The sequence below is a fragment of the Streptomyces sp. Ag109_O5-1 genome (assembly GCF_003814875.1).
GTDB classification, from domain to species: domain Bacteria; phylum Actinomycetota; class Actinomycetes; order Streptomycetales; family Streptomycetaceae; genus Streptomyces; species Streptomyces sasae.
This window is the reverse complement of sequence record NZ_RKQF01000001.1, coordinates 1,972,432-1,990,285: the sequence shown is the minus strand read 5'-3', so window position 1 is coordinate 1,990,285 and position 17,854 is coordinate 1,972,432. Positions and strand designations below refer to the sequence as shown.

General features: G+C 66.6%; 5 protein-coding genes and 1 pseudogene. 2 read left to right on the top strand and 4 right to left on the bottom strand.

Annotation, left to right across the window (positions count from 1 at the left end; translation table 11 throughout):
* Positions 1-39: 39 nt before the first annotated feature.
* Positions 40-1,401, bottom strand: coding sequence for an NAD(P)/FAD-dependent oxidoreductase (locus tag EDD90_RS08960; RefSeq protein WP_123972565.1), 1,362 nt, complete (start codon positions 1,399-1,401; stop codon positions 40-42).
* A 236-nt stretch (positions 1,402-1,637) separates the two neighbouring features.
* Between EDD90_RS08960 and EDD90_RS08955 the strand changes: the two genes are divergently transcribed.
* The gene (locus EDD90_RS08955; protein ID WP_028804944.1) at positions 1,638-2,213 is read left to right on the top strand and encodes a Dps family protein; all 576 of its coding nucleotides are present in this window, start codon (positions 1,638-1,640) and stop codon (positions 2,211-2,213) included.
* An 82-nt stretch (positions 2,214-2,295) separates the two neighbouring features.
* On the opposite strand, the gene EDD90_RS55215 is transcribed toward EDD90_RS08955, so the two are convergent.
* The 3 genes and pseudogenes from EDD90_RS55215 to EDD90_RS56985 all read right to left on the bottom strand — a co-directional run bounded on the left by EDD90_RS55215 (position 2,296) and on the right by EDD90_RS56985 (position 10,260).
* Complete coding sequence (locus EDD90_RS55215; RefSeq protein WP_185148995.1) at positions 2,296-2,553, bottom strand: hypothetical protein; 258 nt, start codon at positions 2,551-2,553, stop codon at positions 2,296-2,298.
* Positions 2,554-2,603: 50 nt separating this feature from the next.
* A pseudogene (locus tag EDD90_RS56990) lies at positions 2,604-2,675 on the bottom strand (GNAT family N-acetyltransferase); the annotation flags it as partial.
* A gap of 1,414 nt (positions 2,676-4,089) precedes the next feature.
* On the bottom strand, positions 4,090-10,260 hold the full coding sequence (locus EDD90_RS56985; RefSeq protein ID WP_260327742.1) for a LamG-like jellyroll fold domain-containing protein: 6,171 nt from the start codon (positions 10,258-10,260) through the stop codon (positions 4,090-4,092).
* Positions 10,261-10,746: 486 nt separating this feature from the next.
* Here EDD90_RS56985 and EDD90_RS58535 point away from each other — a divergent pair, with 486 nt between their 5' ends.
* On the top strand, positions 10,747-17,805 hold the full coding sequence (locus tag EDD90_RS58535) for an RHS repeat-associated core domain-containing protein (RefSeq protein WP_123972564.1): 7,059 nt from the start codon (positions 10,747-10,749) through the stop codon (positions 17,803-17,805).
* The last annotated feature ends 49 nt before the right edge of the window (positions 17,806-17,854 follow it).

Sequence of the window (17,854 nt, the reverse complement as noted above, 5' to 3'; positions counted from 1 at the left end):
ATCGTCCGGCTCGCCGCGTACGTCGAGAGGAGAGGTGGCTCAGCGAAGGGCTCCCAGAGCGGCTTCCACAGTTCGGTGGAAGGTGGGATAGGTGTAGATCATGTGCCTGAGGCGCTCGACAGGCACCTCCGCGTGGACGGCGACGTTCAGCCCGTACAACACTTCACCTCCCACCGGTCCCGCCGACGTCGCCCCGATCAGCACGCTTCGGTCGGCATCCTCGACCAGTTTGATGAACCCCTCGTTGCCCCGCCCGTGGATCCAGCCGCGTGTGGAGGAGGCGATCGGCACCACGCTGGTGCGCACTCGCAGCCGCTGGTCGCGGGCCTGCTGCTCGGTGAGTCCCACGGCCGCGATCTCGGGGTCGGTGAAGGTGACGCGGGGCAGCGCCCGGTAGTCGGCGTCGGGGCCGGGACGCCCGAGGATGTCCCGTACGGCGATCTCCGCCTGGTACATCGACACATGCGTGAAACTGCCGTGGCCGGTGACGTCCCCGATCGCCCAGAGCCCTTCCTCGGCCCGCATCTGCCCGTCCGTGCGCACGGCTCGTGCCGAAGGGTCGAGACCCGCTGCATCGACACCCAACTCGGCGAGGTCGGCGCGGCGCCCGGTGGCGACGAGAAGCCGTTCGGCGCGCAAGGGCTCCTCCTCGCCCTCGAGGTGGACGATGAAGCCGGTGCCGTCATGGCCGACCTGTCGGGCCCGGACCGAGGTGAGAACGGCGACGCCGTCCGCCCGCAGGACCTCCTCGGCCAGCTCCCCGGCTTCCGGTTCCTCCTGCGACAGCAACCGCTCCTGCCCCTCCACCACCGTGACCGCGCACCGGAAGCGGGCGAAGACCTGGGCGAGTTCCACGCCGATGGCGCCTCCGCCGAGCACGATCATCGAGGCCGGCAGCTCCTTGGCCGCTATGGCGTCCCGGTTGGTCCAGTACGGCGTCGAGGCCAGGCCCGGGACCGGAGGAATCCGGGGCCGGGTGCCGGTGGCAAGAACCACACCCCGCCGGGCCTCGAACGTGCGATCGCCGACCGTCACCTGCCGTGGTCCGGTGAGCCGTCCCGTTCCGCGCACGAGCCGACCGCCCTTCGCCGCGAGGCGGTCGGCGGCTACCCGGTCGTTCCAGTCGTCGGTTGCCTCGCCTCGAATACGTCCGGCAACCGGGCCCCAATCGGGAGTCACCTCCGCCTCACCGGCGAGGAAGGGCACGCGGCCTGCCTCGGCGAGCAGGTTCCCGGCTCGGATCATCATCTTGCTGGGCACGCATCCCCAGTACGGGCACTCGCCCCCGACGAGCTCGGCCTCGATCCCCACCACATCCAGTCCGGCCTCTGCCAGCGTGCCTGCGACGTACTCGCCCCCGGGCCCCAGACCCAGGACGACCACATCGGCCTGCTCGCTCACCCTCATGTCTCTCCTCGCTGCTCGTCGGCTCACGCCGTCCGCGACAGGTTAGAAGGGCCAAGGCACCGGGCCCTGTCCGTCGGCGCACGGTGACTTGCCCGAGGACGCACAACGGGCACGGACCCCTAGCCCAGTGCGCTGCCGAGCACCACCGCGTGCGCTCCTGGGCAACGAGTCCGCCGTGCGGGCACCTAGCGTCCCCCTGCACACAGAGCCCAGACCGCAGGAGGCGGATCATGACCACCAGTGCCCAGCACGTGAGCAGCCAGCCGTGGCTGCATCAGAAGGGAGAGATCATCCAGGAGTTCGGGACCGTCAAGCAGTTTCCTCTCGGCCTGTCCTACGAAACCCGCATGTACTCCTGTCAGCAGCTCAACAGAGTCCTGGCGGACACTCAGATCCTCTACGGCCTTTACAAGAAGCACCACTGGCTGATGCGCGGGGCGACCTTTTACCAGCTGCACCTGGTGCTGGACAAGCATGCTGGGGAGCAGCTCGAACTCGTCGACGCCCTCGCCGAACGGGTCCAGACCCTGGGCGGTGTTGCGGTGGGGGACCCCCGGCACGTCGCCGAGATCACCTCGATCCCACGCCCTCCGGACGGCGTGGAGGAGGTGCCGGCCATGCTGTCCCGGTTGCTGGCGGCGCACGAGACCATCCTGACCGAGGCCCACGACGCGGCTGCCCGTAGCGCGGAGTTGGGCGACGACGGCACCAACGACCTGCTGGTCTCACAGGTGATCCGGACAGGTGAACTCCAGGCGTGGTTCCTGGCCGAGCATTTGGTCGACACACCCCTGGTCCGTGCCTGAACGGGCCTGAAGCGCTGATGTTCGCGGCGTGGCTCGGCGCGAGCAACGCCGCGGCGTGCCGTTACACGGCATGGGTCCGCGGTCAGCGGGGCGCGGGCTCTAAGGCGGGAAGCAGGCACCGGCCGCTCTGCGCCGCGCCCCGCGCCGGGTCCTCATCGCCTCGCGGCGCAGACTGACGGACCTTGACGCCCGGCTCGTCGACATCCGGACTCTGACCCCGCAGTCCGCTGCCGAGCTCATCACCGGTGCCCCACACACCGGCGATGAAGCTGATGACCACCCGGCCCGCGAACCCGACGAGCTGCTCGAACTCGCAGCCTTGTGCGGGTACCTGCCGCACGCACTGGAGATCGTGGTCAGTCTTCTGCGTAGACGCTGGCACTGCGCCAACTGCTCGGCGCCGTACGCCTCTAATCGCTCCAGCTCGGTGAACCCGAGCTTCGCCGCGAGGCGCATCGAGCGGACCTGGCTTGGCGTGTGGTCTTCGGTCAAGCCGCCTGCTTGAGCTCGTGCTCGACAGGGCGGGTCCAAGGCGCCATCGAGCGGTCGTCGGCCTCGGTGCGGACACAATCGTGTACGCAAGAGCCGCGCGAGGCGACAGGCGCAACGGCCGCACCCAGAGACGGGACCGTCTGGCCTTCCAAGGCAGCAGGCCGATGACCGTGGGAGCGCGCTGATCCCTGTCCGGTAGTCGGACCGAGGCCCGTCATGCGCTGGCGCCATTGGTGAAACTTGCGGGTTGAACGTGTTGTCGCCCTTCGTGATCCGTTGTGGTCGGCCAGAGGCGGATTCAGGGTGTTCCATGTGCTAGGGATTGAGCATGTTCTGCGGGTCTGGGCCGGGGGCTGTGGGTGCGGGGAGAATTGGTGGGTGCTGTCCTGCGGCGGGGTTTGACTCTTGAGATCTCTGACCGGGGTGTCTTGCTCACGCTGTGCCGACCGACACCCTGGACGCTACGGCTGCAGACCGCGCGTCTGGGCCCGATTCAACAAGTCAGGAGCCTGCCGATCAGTTGTGGCGTCGTCACGATTCTGACCGCCCGACGCGGCCCGGTACCGGCAACGCGACGCGCCGTCGGACCGGAAAGGGGAACTGGCATGTCCAGTTCGACCCTGTCCAGTACGCCGCCTGCTCCGCAGACCCGTCGTCGTCGCCCTGCGGGGGAGGTGGTAGTGGGAGATACGCAATCGGGCCAGGAACTGGGAAGCCGTGAGGCGGCCCGCGAGGTCTTCCACCTGGTCAAACAGCTACAGTCAGCTCCCCGCTCATAGGGGCTGTCGTGAGACGTGAGAGGGTCTGGGGCGTGAGTGAGACACCCCCGAACACCCTGCAATACCGCTTTGACGGGCCAGAAGACGCTCCGGTCCTGATCTTGGGTCCCTCACTGGGTACCACATGGCACATGTCGTAGAAGCCGTCCAGGGCCGTCCATCCAGTCCTGTGCGGACATATATGTCCAGTTTCGAGATCCTGTGTCGGGAGGGTGTCCACGGGGTTTGTGACTCGCCCGTGACAGCTGGCAGCGCGACGAGGCCCCCGTCGGCTGGTTGTGTTTTGGTCTGGCTCGGCGGCATGGCTGGCGCGATGGTGCATATGGCGTGCGCTGAGCCTCGACGTACTGGATGGGGGCTTCTTCTGTGGCGGCTTTCCGGTGGACGCTCCTGTGGTGTGCCGCTTCGATTTCGGCAACGCGCCTTTGCTCGGGGGTGCGCTGGCAGGGCGTGATCTCCTGGGTGGGCCCGCAAGCTGGTCTTCGGGGGAGCGTTCGACGGTGTCGGTCCGTTCGCCGGCTGGGTGTGGCTGGCGGCTGCCGCGGACGTGGGCGGGCCCGCGCCGCTCGTGTCGGAGTCGGCGCGGGCCCTGGTTCGGTGGTGGGTCAGTGCAGTGCGCTGACTTCGGTCGCCGAGAGTGTGCGGGGGTAGACGTGGACGTCGGCGACGGAGCCGGGGAAGGCGAGGTAGGGGGTGGTGGCGGAGGCGTTGTTGATGCAGCCGCCGATGGTGAGGGGCAGGGAGGAGTCGTACTGGGGGCTGAGGTTGGTGGCGGTCCCGATCAGGGTGCCGTTCTGGTAGAGGGCCATGTTGCCGGTGGTGGAGCTTCCCGGGACCGGTGCTCGGAAGGTGGCGACGAGGTGGGTCCAGGTGCCGGTCGGGCCGCTGTTGGGGTCGCCTTCGGCGGTGGGGAAGTCGGAGTTCTCGTCGTTGGTGGTGGTGGTCTGGAACATCCAGGCGGCGCTGGGTTTGTCGTAGGAGAGGTAGAAGGACTGGTGCTGGGTGGTGCCCTGGCAGACGGCGGTGGTGCCGAGCGCTGAGTTGATCTTCACCCAGGCCGAGACGGTGTAGTCGCCGAGGGTGTTGACCGCGCTCTGTTTGCTCTTGAGGAAGCCGGTGCTGCCGTCGAAGGCGACGCTGCCGGACATTCCGCTCGGTGCGTCCGTGCCGAAGGTGGCGATGCCGGTCGGGGTGAGCGGGTTGAGGGAGGCGGTGTCGGTGCCGTTGGCGGCGAGTTTCCAGTCGTCCTCGGGCATGCCGTTCTGCCAGCCGCTGGGCACGATCACGCTGCTTGCGTCGGCGTCGCTCGAGGTCATGGCGTAGGGGTAGACCTGGACGTCCGAGACGGAACCGGGGAAGGCGTTGTACGGGGAGGTCGCGGCGGGGTCGTTGACGCAGCCGCCGATGGTCAGGGGCATGGAGGAGTCGTACTGCGGGGTGAGGTTGGTGGCGGTCCCCATGAGGGTGCCGTTCTGGTAGATCGACATGACGCCGGTGCTGTCGTCGCCGTCCACGGGTGCGGTGTAAGTGACCAGGAGGTGGGTCCAGGTGCCCAGGGCCCCGGTGCCGGTGTCGCCTTCGGCGGTGGGGAAGTCGGAGCTGTCGTCGTTGGTGGTCGTGGTCTGGAACATCCAGCCCTGGTTGCCTCGGTCGTAGCCGATGTAGAACGCCTGGTGCTGGCTGGTTCCCTCGCAGATGGCGGTGGCGGGGCCGGTCGCCGAGTCGAGTCTCACCCAGGCGGAGACGGTGTAGTCGGCGAGGGTGTTGACGGCGGTGTGGTCGCTTTCCAGGAAGCCGGTGCTGCCGTCGAAGGAGGTGGCGGCGGCGGGGGAGTTGACCGCGTCGGGTCCCGCAGCGTTGGAGGTCGCGCCGCCGATCGCGGTGAACGGGTTGTCGCCGCGCTGGTCGGTTCCGTCGGCGGCGAGGTCCCATTCGTTGTCGGGGGTGTCGCTGCCGGTGGCGACGGGGACGATCAGGTTCGGTGCGATGTCGATTGTGTCGCGGTTGTTCGTGTCGCTGAGGTAGCGGGCGGCCAGGTCGTCGTAGTAGTTGCTGGAAGGGTTGCCGTTGGTCAGGTCGGCGGCTTTGACGGTGGAGGATATTGCTGTGCCGTCTGTGGAGACTGCCGTGGCGAAGTCGATGACCTGGTCCTGGAAGAGGTCGGGCATCTCGGTGTTGATTTGCTCGCGTGCGGCTTCCTGCGTCGCTGTGCCGGGATGGGCGGCGGTGAACGGCGGGATGGTGGCAACGTAGACGGTGATGTTGGAGTTCTCCATCACCGGCTGACCGTCGGCGGAGGGCGGCCGGTCGTCGGTGTAGTAGGAGCTGAGCTGGCTGTTGAGCGAGGTCAGTCCGTGCTCGACGCTTTTGGCGCAGGCGTCGGCGGTACCGGTGCAGTTGAGTAGGTCACTGGTGCCGGTGGAGATGAGGACGGTGCGGACGTTGCCTTGGGCCAGGACGTTGCGGTCCAGGGGATTGAGTGCGTTTCTCGGTGTGCCGCTATTGGTGATCTGCGGTAGCAGGTTGTTGCTGAGGCTGTTGCTGTTGGATCCGGCGTTGAGCACGCCGTAGTCCACGGAATTGTCTCCGTTGGTGTCGTTGACGAGGGCGTTGGTGATGGCGTCGCTGAGGTGATGCTGACCGTCGTTGCTCGAGGTGTCCCCGTTGATGCTCTGGTCCCCGTAGAGGACCACCGAGCCGGTAGGAGCGGCGGAAGGGGTGGTGACGTCGATTCCGGTCACGTAGGGCAGGCCGGTGAACGACGTCTGCGTGTAGTTCGCGGCCGAGGTGTCGAGCGTACGGTTGGCCGCGTCGGGGCTGATCCACACGGGCGTCTGGGCCGTGGCGTGACCGGGCAGGGCGGTGACCGAGCCGTGCACCTGCACGCTGATCAGCACGGTCGCCTGCTGTGCTACGGCCAAGGTCACGGGGTCGCTGGTGACGTCAGTGCCTGCGGGGAGGGTTACGGACGCCTTTCCGCCGAAGGTCAGGGGCGTGGGCGCAGCGGCCGCCGTGGCGCTGCCCATGGTGTCCTGCAGTGCTACCGAGGCCGCGTCGAAGGTCACCGGTGTGGTGCCCAGGGCGTTGGACAAATGGATACGCACACCGTTGCCAGTGTCTGTACCGATGCTGACGTGTGCTGGAATACGCAAGGTCTGCCCGTTGGCTACGGCGGTGCTGCCGCCGGACTGCTGCACCTTGGCGGTGTCCTGGACGGACGACCAGGTGCCGACCCAGTGCTGGGTGTTGGATCCGCTTCCGGTGAGGGCCATCGGCCGTATGCCCATGCCGAGGATGTGCAGGGCCGGCTGGCTCTCCTGGACGCCGTTTGTGAACAGGGGCAGGGTGATGCTGCTGATGACCGAGCCCGGGCATTTCAGCGGGACACTGATGGCGTAAATTTTGGGGCCGGGAGCCGGGCTGGTCTGGGTGTTGTTGCGGTGGTTCTCGTGGACCAGCGTGAGCGCGGCAGCGGAGGCGGGGCCGCTGAGCCAGTCGGGGACGGTGTCCAGGTGGTAGTCCTGGGGGGCTGGAGCGCCGCTGGTATCGATGCAGTTGTCCTTGGCGTAGGTGATGGTGCCGAAAGTCTCCTTGGCGGGGCCGCCGGTGGCGAAGGCGAGAAAGACCAGGGCGTCACCGGTGTTCACTGTGCCGCTGTCCGGCAGGGTGACGGTCTGGCCGGAGGCCAGCATGTTGTCGTAGGTGCCGGTGCCGAACTTCGGCAGGGTGATGGTGGCGCCGTCGACAGTCACCGTCTTACCGATCTGCCAGCCCGAGGTGCTTGTCAGGTCGGCGGAGTTGATGCTGTTGCCGGAGCCGTCGGCGTCGGCCTGACTGGTCGTGGTGGTGAAGCTGCTGGTCGCGGTGTTGTTCAGGCAACTGCTGGTGTCATTGATCGTGCAGGTCAGTGCCGGTCCCAGCCGCAGCACGTCGAGGCCCGCCTGGAAACCGGCCGACTTGGAGTTCTTCTCGGTGACGGTGAGAGTCAGGGTGTGTACACCCTGTTTGAGGGTGAGCAGTTGTCCGTTGGCGTCCTTGGGCATGCCGAGATCGCGAAACTTGGTGGTGGTGTAGGAGCTGTAGGCGTCGTAGTCGCTGAGCAGTGTTGTCTGGGTGCTCTTGCCCGCGTCCAGGACCAGCCGGTAGATGCCGTAGTCCTTGGCCGTGGTCAGGTTGGCCCCGAAGCTCCAGGGGCCGTCCTTGGGGATGTCGAAGCTGAAGGTGGCGCTGTCACCGGAGACGACCTTCGAGGTGGTGCTCTTGTTGGCGAGCATGGCCTGGTAGCCGTCGGCGAACTCATAGCCGCTGAAGGCGGCCTGGCTGATCAGCTGGCCGCCCTTGGTGGTGGTTGTTGCTTTGGGTACGGCTGTGGTGGTGCCGTCGGTGTTGGTCGCGGTCCACCCGGTGATCATTTTGTCGCCGTAGGCGTAGGTCGGCGTGCTGGTGCCGGCGTAGAAGGCGTAGGGCGGCGCCTGGACAGACGTTGAGCCGGCCTGGTCGACCGCTTTCGCATACAGCGTGTGGGGACCTGTGGTGCCAGGGGCGAAGGCGGGGGAGGCGCTGCCGTTGAGTACCGATGTTCCGGTGCCGGCACCGTTGTCCGACGTGACGTAGTACGCCTGGCCCGTCGTGATCTTGGTCGTGGTGGTCAGGTGGACGACGTTGCTGCTGCTGTAGACCGTGTTGCCGAGTGTGGCGTCCAGAGCGAACAGGTAGCCGGTGATGTTGTTGGTGTGGTTGTTGCTGAGTGTGAAGGTGCCCTTGTCGCCGTAGGAGGCGCCGATCTGTCCGGCAGGGAACTGGCTGGAGGTCACTGTGGGCGGGGGTGGCGCGCTGGTATCCACGGTGAAGGTCTGGGTCTTGGTCCAGATGCCGGAGCCGGTTCCGGCCCAGTAGCCCGCGGCGTTCTGAGCGGTGGCTTTCCAGGTGTAGGTCCCGTCGGGCAGGCTCGGGGTGGTCCAGTCGCTGCCGTTGGTGTTGTACCGGGCGCGTTTCTTGGAGTCGGTGCTGGGGCCGAAGTCCTGGTGGATCAGGGCGCCGGTGGAGTTGTAGATGTTGTACTCGATGCGCACCAGCTCGCTGCCCCCGGCCAGGTCGGGGTCGACCGCGCGCGCCGACAACGTCGGGGTGTGGGTGGTGGTCATCGTCTTGCCCAGGTTTACCGTGGACGGCTTGATGGCCGGGGTGCCGGTGCCGTTCTTGAGCTTGGGCCGGTAGCTGTAGGTGACCGACATGCTGGCGCCGCCGCCGTAGGCGAGCTGTTTCCACTGGTGGGGATCGTTCATGTCGGGGGACTGGACCATCAGCGTCATGCTGCTCCAGCCGCCGCCCGCCGCGCTCTGGGCCCGGGAGGTCACGTCGAATTCGAGTGCCGGCGGGCTGACCCAGGACTTGGAGCCGGCGGTGACCGGGCAGGTGCCGGCCTCCTGGCTGACCGGGTTGGTTTTGCCGAGTGCGTCGGTGCGCACGGTGGGTTCGTGACCCCAGTACAGCGAGGAGGAGCTCCACCCCGCGGGGCGGTCGGTGCCGTAGGCGGCGGCGGGGGTGTCGAAGCAGGAGGCTGCGGAGAGCTGCTTCACGTACAGTGAGGCGTGGCTGACCACAGCGCCTTTGATGCCGCTGGTGTTGATCTGGTAGTAGGTGCGGGCGCGTTCTCCGTTGCCGGGGGTGTCGTTGTCCCACCCCTCGCGGGCGTTGGTGGCACCGGTGGTGGATGTCGAGTTGTAGACGTTCCATCCGTTGTCGGAGATCCGGGCCCAGTCCAACTGGGAGGGCCTGCCGTTCCACTCCGGGTCCACGTAGACGGGGTAGACGGTGCCTTTGGAGGAGAGCAACTTGGCGTCCAGTGCGAGCAGTTGCCTGCCGGGCTTCAAGTGCACACGGACCTGCGCGCGGTGGCTGCCGACCTTGGCCGCCGCCCGGTGCTCGGCTCGTGCGGAGGACACGGTCTTGGCGTGGGGCAGGGGGGCGTGCGCGGCTTTCTGCCCTGTGCTGTCCCACATCAGCGCGGTGTCACTGTGGAAGACGGTCTCGCGCGTGTGCTTGTCCGTGGCCTGAACACCACCGTCGGGGGTGGCGGAGAGCTTGAGGCCGGACGAGGCAGTGTTGAGTGTGAGGCTTTTCAAGCGGGGATCGGCTGCGGCCTTGGGGGTCTTGACCACCAGAATCGAGGAGTAACCGGAGGCATCCGCGGTCAGTTGAAGATCGACGTCGGGCAACACGTCCGGGTAGGTGGCGGTGTCACCGGAGACCACTGGTCTGGGCAGGGTGGTCGGCCAGGAGAAGCCCAGCCTGTCGGCTCCGCTGCGCAGGGTGACCAGTGCACCCGAGCCGCCACCGGAGAACGTCACATCCGTGACGGCGGCTTTGGGTCCCCAGGTCCCGTTGGCGTGCTGTACCAAGGTGGTGTCGATGGGGACCCATTTCCCCTGCTGCAGGGTGCGCTGGGGCATGGATGAGTCGGTCCGGGTGAAGGTGCCGTCCGGATTGGCCACCACCTGCGTGCCGGTGTCCGTGAGCGCGTCGATGGTCACCGGTTGGCCAGTGGCCTTCGCCTGTTCGGACGCCCACTCTGTTGCGTTGAGGCTGCGCGTGGCGGACGGCGAGTCGTCGCGCTTCGAGGTGGCCTTGGACGAAGGGCTCGGCGCATCCAACGCCGTGGCGTGAGCGGGTGCGGTGGCGGCCAGTGTGCCGGCAGTCAGGGCCGCGACGACGACGGCGGTGATCGGTCTTGACGCGGGGCGTCTGGCATACAGAGGTGTGCGAGAGGCGGACATGTGAGGTCGGAGTCCTTCGCAGGTGTCGTGCGGTTCCCCCCGTGGGCCCCGCGCCGTTGTGCATTCTGTGGGGCCGGTGTGAAGACGGTCCATCGTCAATTGATCGACAAGTGCCCGCATGGAGTCCGCTTTTGACGAATACAAACCAACTTGCGTTCCAACCAGTGGAGTTCCTTTGCTTTCCCTCTGGGAATGCTTTGCCTTCGGGGTTGAGGTCAAGCCCTAGCGTGATCGTGTGCGGGGGATGTGATCGACGTGTGCCTCCGCTGTGACGTGCACTCAAGTCACCTAATTTGCAAGCAAGTTGGGTGGTCTGGGACCGGGGAGGGGACGCACAGCATGGCGCGGATTTCGGGGTGGAGACGCGGGCGCGCGGCTTGGACGGCCCGCCGGGTTCGACACACGGCAGCGATGGTGGCCGGCGCCTTGATGGTGAGCCTGCTGCCCGCCGGTGTCGCTGCGGCAACACCCTCTGAGCAGCGGCACGTGACGGCTCCTGCGGCTCCGCACCACAAGCGGGTGCCCTTGGTCCACTCCAGACCCGGGTGGGGCTCCACCTCGAAGCGTTTCAAGCACTTCGATCCCAGCGGTCACGCGAAGCTGCCCGGTGCGGGCAGCTCCGTGGTCACTCTGCCGGTCCGTGCCGCCTCTGCGCGGCTTACCGCCAAGGCAACCGAGGTGCGGGCCAAGGGCACGCCCGTGCTGCTGGGTGACGTGGCAGGAACGGGGGCCAAGGCGGCCGCCGTCACCGGATCCCAGCGGGTGCGGGTGACCGTGCTGGACCAAAAGGCCGCACAGACCGTCGGCGTGCACGGTGTGCTCTTCACTCTCCAGCGCACCAGCCCCGGCGGCGGAAAGGTCGCACTGCGGGTCGATGACTCCTCCTTCCGTTACGCCTTCGGCGGTGACTTCGCCTCGCGCCTGCACCTGGTCCAGCTGCCCGCCTGCGCCCTGACCACGCCGAAGCTGGCGAAGTGCCAGGCCCAGAGCACGGTGCGCACCGCTCCCGGCACGCCGTTGTCCGCCCAGGTCAGCGTTCCTGCCCCGCGGGCGGTGTCGCCGAATGCCATCGGCACGGCGCGCTCGGCGACGGCACCGTCCGGCGCGACGGTCGTCATGGCGGCGACCTCGGGCACGTCGGGTTCATCGGGTGACTACTCGGCGACCAGCCTGTCACCGGGAGGCTCCTGGTCGACCTCCGGTAACACTGGCGCGTTCACCTACAGCTACCCGATCTCGGTGCCCCCGGCCATCGGCGGCACGGTCCCGAACGTCGATCTCTTCTACAACTCCTCCAGCCAGGACGCGCGCACCGAGGGCACCAACAACCAGTCCTCATGGCTGGGTGACGGCTGGTCCTCGGCAGAGAACTACGTCGAGCGCACGTACAAGTCCTGCAAGGACGACTCGTCTTCCGGGGCTCCGGACAACGACGGCGACCAGTGCTGGGCGGGGCAGATCCTCACGCTCTCGCTCAACGGGAAGTCCACCGAGGTCGTCTACGACGACTCGACCAAGACGTTCCACCCTGTCGATGACAGCTCCACGATTAAGATCGAGGACCTGACCGGCGCCACGAACGGCACAAAGAACGGGGAGTACTTCAAAGTCACCGAAGGAGGCGTGCAGTACTTCTTCGGCCGCAACCGCCTGCCGGGCTGGACCAGCGGCAAGGACGAGACGAAGTCCGTGTGGACCGAACCGGTCTACCACGCGCACAGCGGGGTGTCCGACTGCCCGGACAGCACCGACTTCGCCGCCACCACCTGCACACTCGGCTACCGCTTCAACCTCGACTACGCAGTCGACACCCACAGCAACGCCACCGCCTGGTACTACTCCCCGGAAACGGGCTACTACGGCGCGGACATGAAGAACACCGCCGTCGCCTACACCCGCAGCGGCACCCTGGCCCGCATCGACTACGGCATGACCGCCTCGACGATCTACTCCGGCACCGCGCCGGAGCAGATCGTCTTCGACGCCTCGGCCGAACGCTGCATCCCGGGCACACCGTCCGGCAACACGTGCGCGGACAGTCAGTTCACCACGGCCAATGCCGCGTACTGGCCGGACGTACCGGTGGACCTGAACTGCGCCTCGGGCTCGACGAACTGCACCAACCACGGTCCCAGCTTCTGGTCCCGCAAGCGCCTGACCTCGATCACGACCCAGATCCAGACGGGTGGGGCGACCCAGCAGGTCGACAAGTACGCCTTCACCCAGTCCTTCCCCGACGGCGGCGACCACGCACCCACTCTGTGGCTGGACTCCATCCAGCGCACCGGTTTGGACACCCTTGGCGGCGCAACAGGCAGTTCCTCGACGCCGGCGGTGAGTTTCGACCCGCCGCTGCAACTGCCCAACCGGGTCGGGACCATCCCGCAGATGCCGCTGATGTACCACGACCGGATCCAGGTGGTCACCAGCGAGGCCGGCGCGCAGTCGACGGTCACCTACGACCGCCCCAACTGCTCCAAGGCACCGGCGAGCGACCCCAACGACCCGACGGACGCGGCCGCCAAGACCTTCGCCTCCACCAACACGCTGTCGTGTTTCCCGGTGTACTGGACCCCTGACGGGCAGCCCGCCCCGTGGATGGACTGGTTCTACAAATACAAGGTCACCGCGGTCGTCACCGAGGATCCGCAGAACTCCTACCAGGATGGCACTCAGCCCAAGCTGGAGACGGACTACGCCTACAACGGCACCCCGGGCTGGCACTACGACGACAATGAGACTGTCAAGGCGAAGAACCGCACCTGGGGCCAATTCCGGGGCTATCCGGAGGTGGACGTCACCACAGGTGATCCCACCGTCTTCCACCTGACGGACGGCGTCGCGGTCCACGACCAGAAGACGCTGACAAAGACGTACTACTTCCTGGGCATGAACGGCGACACCCTGCCCGGCGGCAAGACCCGCTCGGTACCTGCGCTGACCAGCCAAGACGGCGCCACCTCGGTCGCCGACGACAACGCCCTGGCGGGGCAGACCTTCGAGACCGACACCTACACGAGTGCCACGGGCAGCCTGGACAAGGCCGTGGTCACCGTGCCCACGATCCTCGGTCCCACGGCAAGCCGCAGCCGCAGCGGTCTGCCGGACCTCACTGCGCAGATGGCGCGCCCTGCCAAGACGCTGACCCGGCAGGCCGTGTCCTATGGCTGGCGCAAGACCGAGACCGACACCTTCTACAACACAGCCCTGGGCAAGTCGACCACGGGCATGGCCGTGCAGGTCGACGACCGCGGCGAGACCACAGCCGGCGACAACGTCGCCAAGTGCACCTACAACCGCTATCTCACGGGCAGCGTCGATACCCTGGTGCTGGCCGCCGAGACACTCACCACGGCCCAGGACTGCTCGACCGCGGGCGCCACCCCCAGCGGCACCCTGATCTCCGACACCCGCACCTCATACGACAGCAACGGCTTCACCTACGACGGCGACGGGCAGACGAATCCCGCCCTCCCCAAGACAGGTGACGCCACCCTCGTCCAGGGAGCATCCGGCGCAAGCGGCGCCACCGCGACCGCCTTCGTCGACAAGACCACCACCACCTACGACTCCTACGGCCGCACGACGAAGGTCACTCGGACCCCCAACTCCACCTCCCCGGACGGCAAGAGCCTCGCCCAGAGCGTCTTCACCTCTTACACCCCCGCCAGCGGTGCGCTGCCCACCAGCAGCACGACCATCACCCAGGTCACGCCCGGTGCGGACTGCTCCACGGTCACCACGTCCTCCTTGGACTGCCAGCTCGCCAGCAGCACCCTGGACCCGGCCAGGACTCTGCCCACCGCAAAGACCGACGTGGCCGGCAAGCTCACCTCGCTCACCTACGACGCGCTCGGCCGCCTGACCGGTGTGTGGCTACCCAACGAGATCAAGGCCAACGGCGCACCGGCGAACACGACCTACACCTACAGCATCTCCCAGTCGGCACCATCGATCGTCGCTTCCAACGCCCTGCTCGACAACGACAGTTACCAGACCAGCGAGACGCTCTACGACGCGATGCTGCGACCCCTGCAGGTCCAGAAGACCGGGGAGAACTCCAGCACCATCGTCACGGACACCCAGTACGACTCCCACGGCTGGACGGTCATCACCAACAACGCCTTCGCCGTGGGCGGCAGCCCCAGCAATATCCTGTACCCGGTCTCCCAAGTCAGCGTCCCCGACCGCACCGTCACCGACTACGACGGGCAGGGCCGGGCTGACCTGGTCACCGAGGAAGCCAGGGGAATCAAGACCTGGAGCACCACCACCGCCTACATTGGGGACAAAACCACCGTTCTGCCGCCCAAGGGGGGCGTGGCCTCCACCACGGTCGTCGACGCACGGGGCCAGACGACCGAACTGGACCAGTACACCGCCCCGCCCACCGTGTCCGGGTCCGCAGCCGCCGGATTCACCGCCACCGGCGGCACTCCCTCGCCCACCACCTACCAGTACACGGCCGCCGGCCAGCAACACCAGGTCACCGGCCCCGACAATACGGTGTGGACGTTCAACTACGACCTCCTGGGCCGCAAGAGGAACCAGACCGACCCGGACACGGGCGGGAGCAAGTACGGGTACGACGACGCCGGGAACCTGATCTCCACCACTGACGCCAAACAGGTCGAACTCGACTACACCTACGACCTCCTGGGCCGCAAGCTCACCGCCACCGACAAGGCCAAGTCCGACTTCAAGTTCGCGTCCTGGACCTACGACACCAAGCGCATCGGGATGCCGACCTCGTCCACCCGGTACGTACAGGGCACCACCGGTGGCTACACGGTCGCCACCACCGGCTACAGCAGCCTCGGCAAGCCGACAGGCACCCAGATCACCTTGCCGGCGTCCGAGGCGCCGCTGCCCTCGACCTACAAAACAACCTATTCCTACACGACCCGCGACCAGTTGCTCGCCTCGCAAAGCGACCCGGGCACCCAGGGTCTCAGCAGCGAGCTCATCACGTACACCCGCGACGCACTGGGCAATCCGACCGGTTCCCAGAACGGCACCTCCGCCTACGTCACCAAGACCGCGTACAACGAAGACGGTCAGCCGTCGCAGGTCGTTATGGGGCCCCAAACCAACTCGGCCACGGTCACATACGGATACGACGCGCAGACCCTCCGGCTGAATGAACGCAAGGTCAACCGGACTCAGGCGCCCGGCCCGACGGTCGATGACACCAAGTACTCCTACGACGCCTCCGGCAACCCCACCTCCACCACAGACCAGCAGTCCGAGACCGGAAACACCGTCACCGACCAGCAGTGCTACGGCTACGACGCCCTGGACCGGCTCACCGACGCCTGGACAGCCAACAACTGCAACGTCACCCCGCCCACCAGCAGCACCCTCACCACGACACCCGGCTCCTACTGGCAGACGTTCAACTACGACGCCATCGGCAACCGCCACCAGAGCATCGACCACGCCATCGGCACCACCGGCAGCACCGTCACCACCACCTACCACGACGGCTGCACAGCCAACTGCAACTCCACCGGAGCCCAGCCCCACACCCTGACCGCCACCACCGGCGGCACCAACCCGACGACGTTCGGCTACGACGAAGACGGCAACCTCCACACCCGCACCCCCACCACCGGCCCCGGCCAGACCCTCACCTGGGACGACGAGGGCCACCTGGCCCAGGTGGACACCACCGGCGCCAGCCCCACCAGCACCAAGTACCTCTACGACGCCGACGGCAACCAGCTCATCCGCCGCGATCCCGGCCAGACCACATTCTTCGCCGGCGACACCGAGATCGTCGTCAACACCAGCGTCGCCCCCAACACCCTGCTCGGCGCCGTCCGCATGTACAGCCACGGCGGCACAGGCGCCCCTGTCGCCATGATCTCCAGCCTCCCCGGCGGCGGAGTGAAGTACCTCTTCAGCGACGCCCACGGCACGTCGACCCTGGCTATGGACGCCGGCACCCAGCAGGTCTCCCGCCAGCAGTACACCCCCTACGGTCAGCCACGCGGCAGTGCCAACACCGTCACCTGGCCCGACCCCACCCACTCCTACCTCGGCAAACCACAGGACAAGAGCACCGGCTACACCGACGTCGGCGCCCGCAAGTACGACCCCGCCCTCGGCAGCTTCGTCAGCGCCGACCCCATCTTCGAAGCCACTAGCCCTCAGCAGATGGGCGGTTACACCTACGCCGCTGACAACCCGGTGACCGGCAGTGACCCGACCGGGCTCACGCTGCACTGGACTGAGGGCGGCGGCGACGGCACAGAGTCCGCCAAGATTCTCGACGGCTCGAACACTGGCAGCAGCAGCAATCATGGTTGGACGAGCTTCGGCGTTACTGTCCTGCATACCTTTGTCGACCAGGGCAAGAAGTCCATCGTCGGGATGGTGGAGGCCCCTTACCTCCAGTATCAAGCCGACAAGCAGTGCTTCACCAGCGGCGACAACTGCATGCAGCTGATCTCTCAAATCAACCCCACCTTCGCGTTCTCGAATGCGGTGGCCGGACGCGGATCTGAGATCTACGGCGACTTCGCCCACGGCCGAAGCGCTCAAGGAACGGGGAAGCTGCTGTTCGAGGCAGCCTTGCTCGTCGTCACGCGCGGTGAGGGTGAAGCGGTCGAAGCCGAAACCGCAGAAGCCAGAACCCTGACCGGAATCAAGGGCTGTAGCTTCGCTCCCACTACTCCCGTACTCCTGGCCCACGGTAAAACCAAGCCGATCAAGGCCATCAAACCCGGCGACAAGGTTCAAGCCGCAGACCCCACCACCGGCAAGCACCAAGGCACCCGCACCGTCCAGCACGTGTGGATCAACCACGACCACGACCTGCTCGACCTCACCATCCGCACCAAGAACGGCCACACCGCCACCCTCCACACCACCGCCAACCACCCCTTCTGGGACGACACCACCCACACCTGGGTCCCCGCCGGCAACCTCCATCACGGCGACGCCCTCAATACCGATACCGACGACCACGCCTACGTCGTCACCACCCATCCCACACCAGGCACGGCAAACCGCTGGAACCTCACCGTCCAGCAACTCCACACGTACTATGTGGTGGCTGGCGATATTCCCGTTCTCGTTCATAACACGGGATGTGAGACGGCGGCAGCTCTTCGGGCAGCGCCTCATCCTTCTAATGTCTCATTTGCTCCGTCGGTGGATTTGGCCAGTAAGACCGCTTCGGAGGCCGGGGACATTCAAACGGCCAGCGGTTTTTCCTCGGATATCCCAGGTGGCTACGACCGGGCGATGCCTGACCAGGTGCATGCGGCCATGCCGACTGATCGGACGCCATTCTTCTTCGATAATTCTGGAGGGGATGGGGCCTACTATCTCTCTCACGCCGAGAAGCAGGCGTCTACGCTACGCCCAGGTGTCTCGATTTCAGTTAGTCGAGATATGTGCGACAACTGCATCAGCTGGTTCCAAGGCAGAGCTGCTCAGCTAGGAGTCCATCTCTATGTTTCTGATCCGACATCTATACATGTATTTGGGCCGGACGGGTCGTGGAGGGCTCATGACTATCCATCCTGGATGGGCTAGCTAGCATAACTAGCCGGCCGATTGAGGTTGTCCGTGCGGTAGGATCACC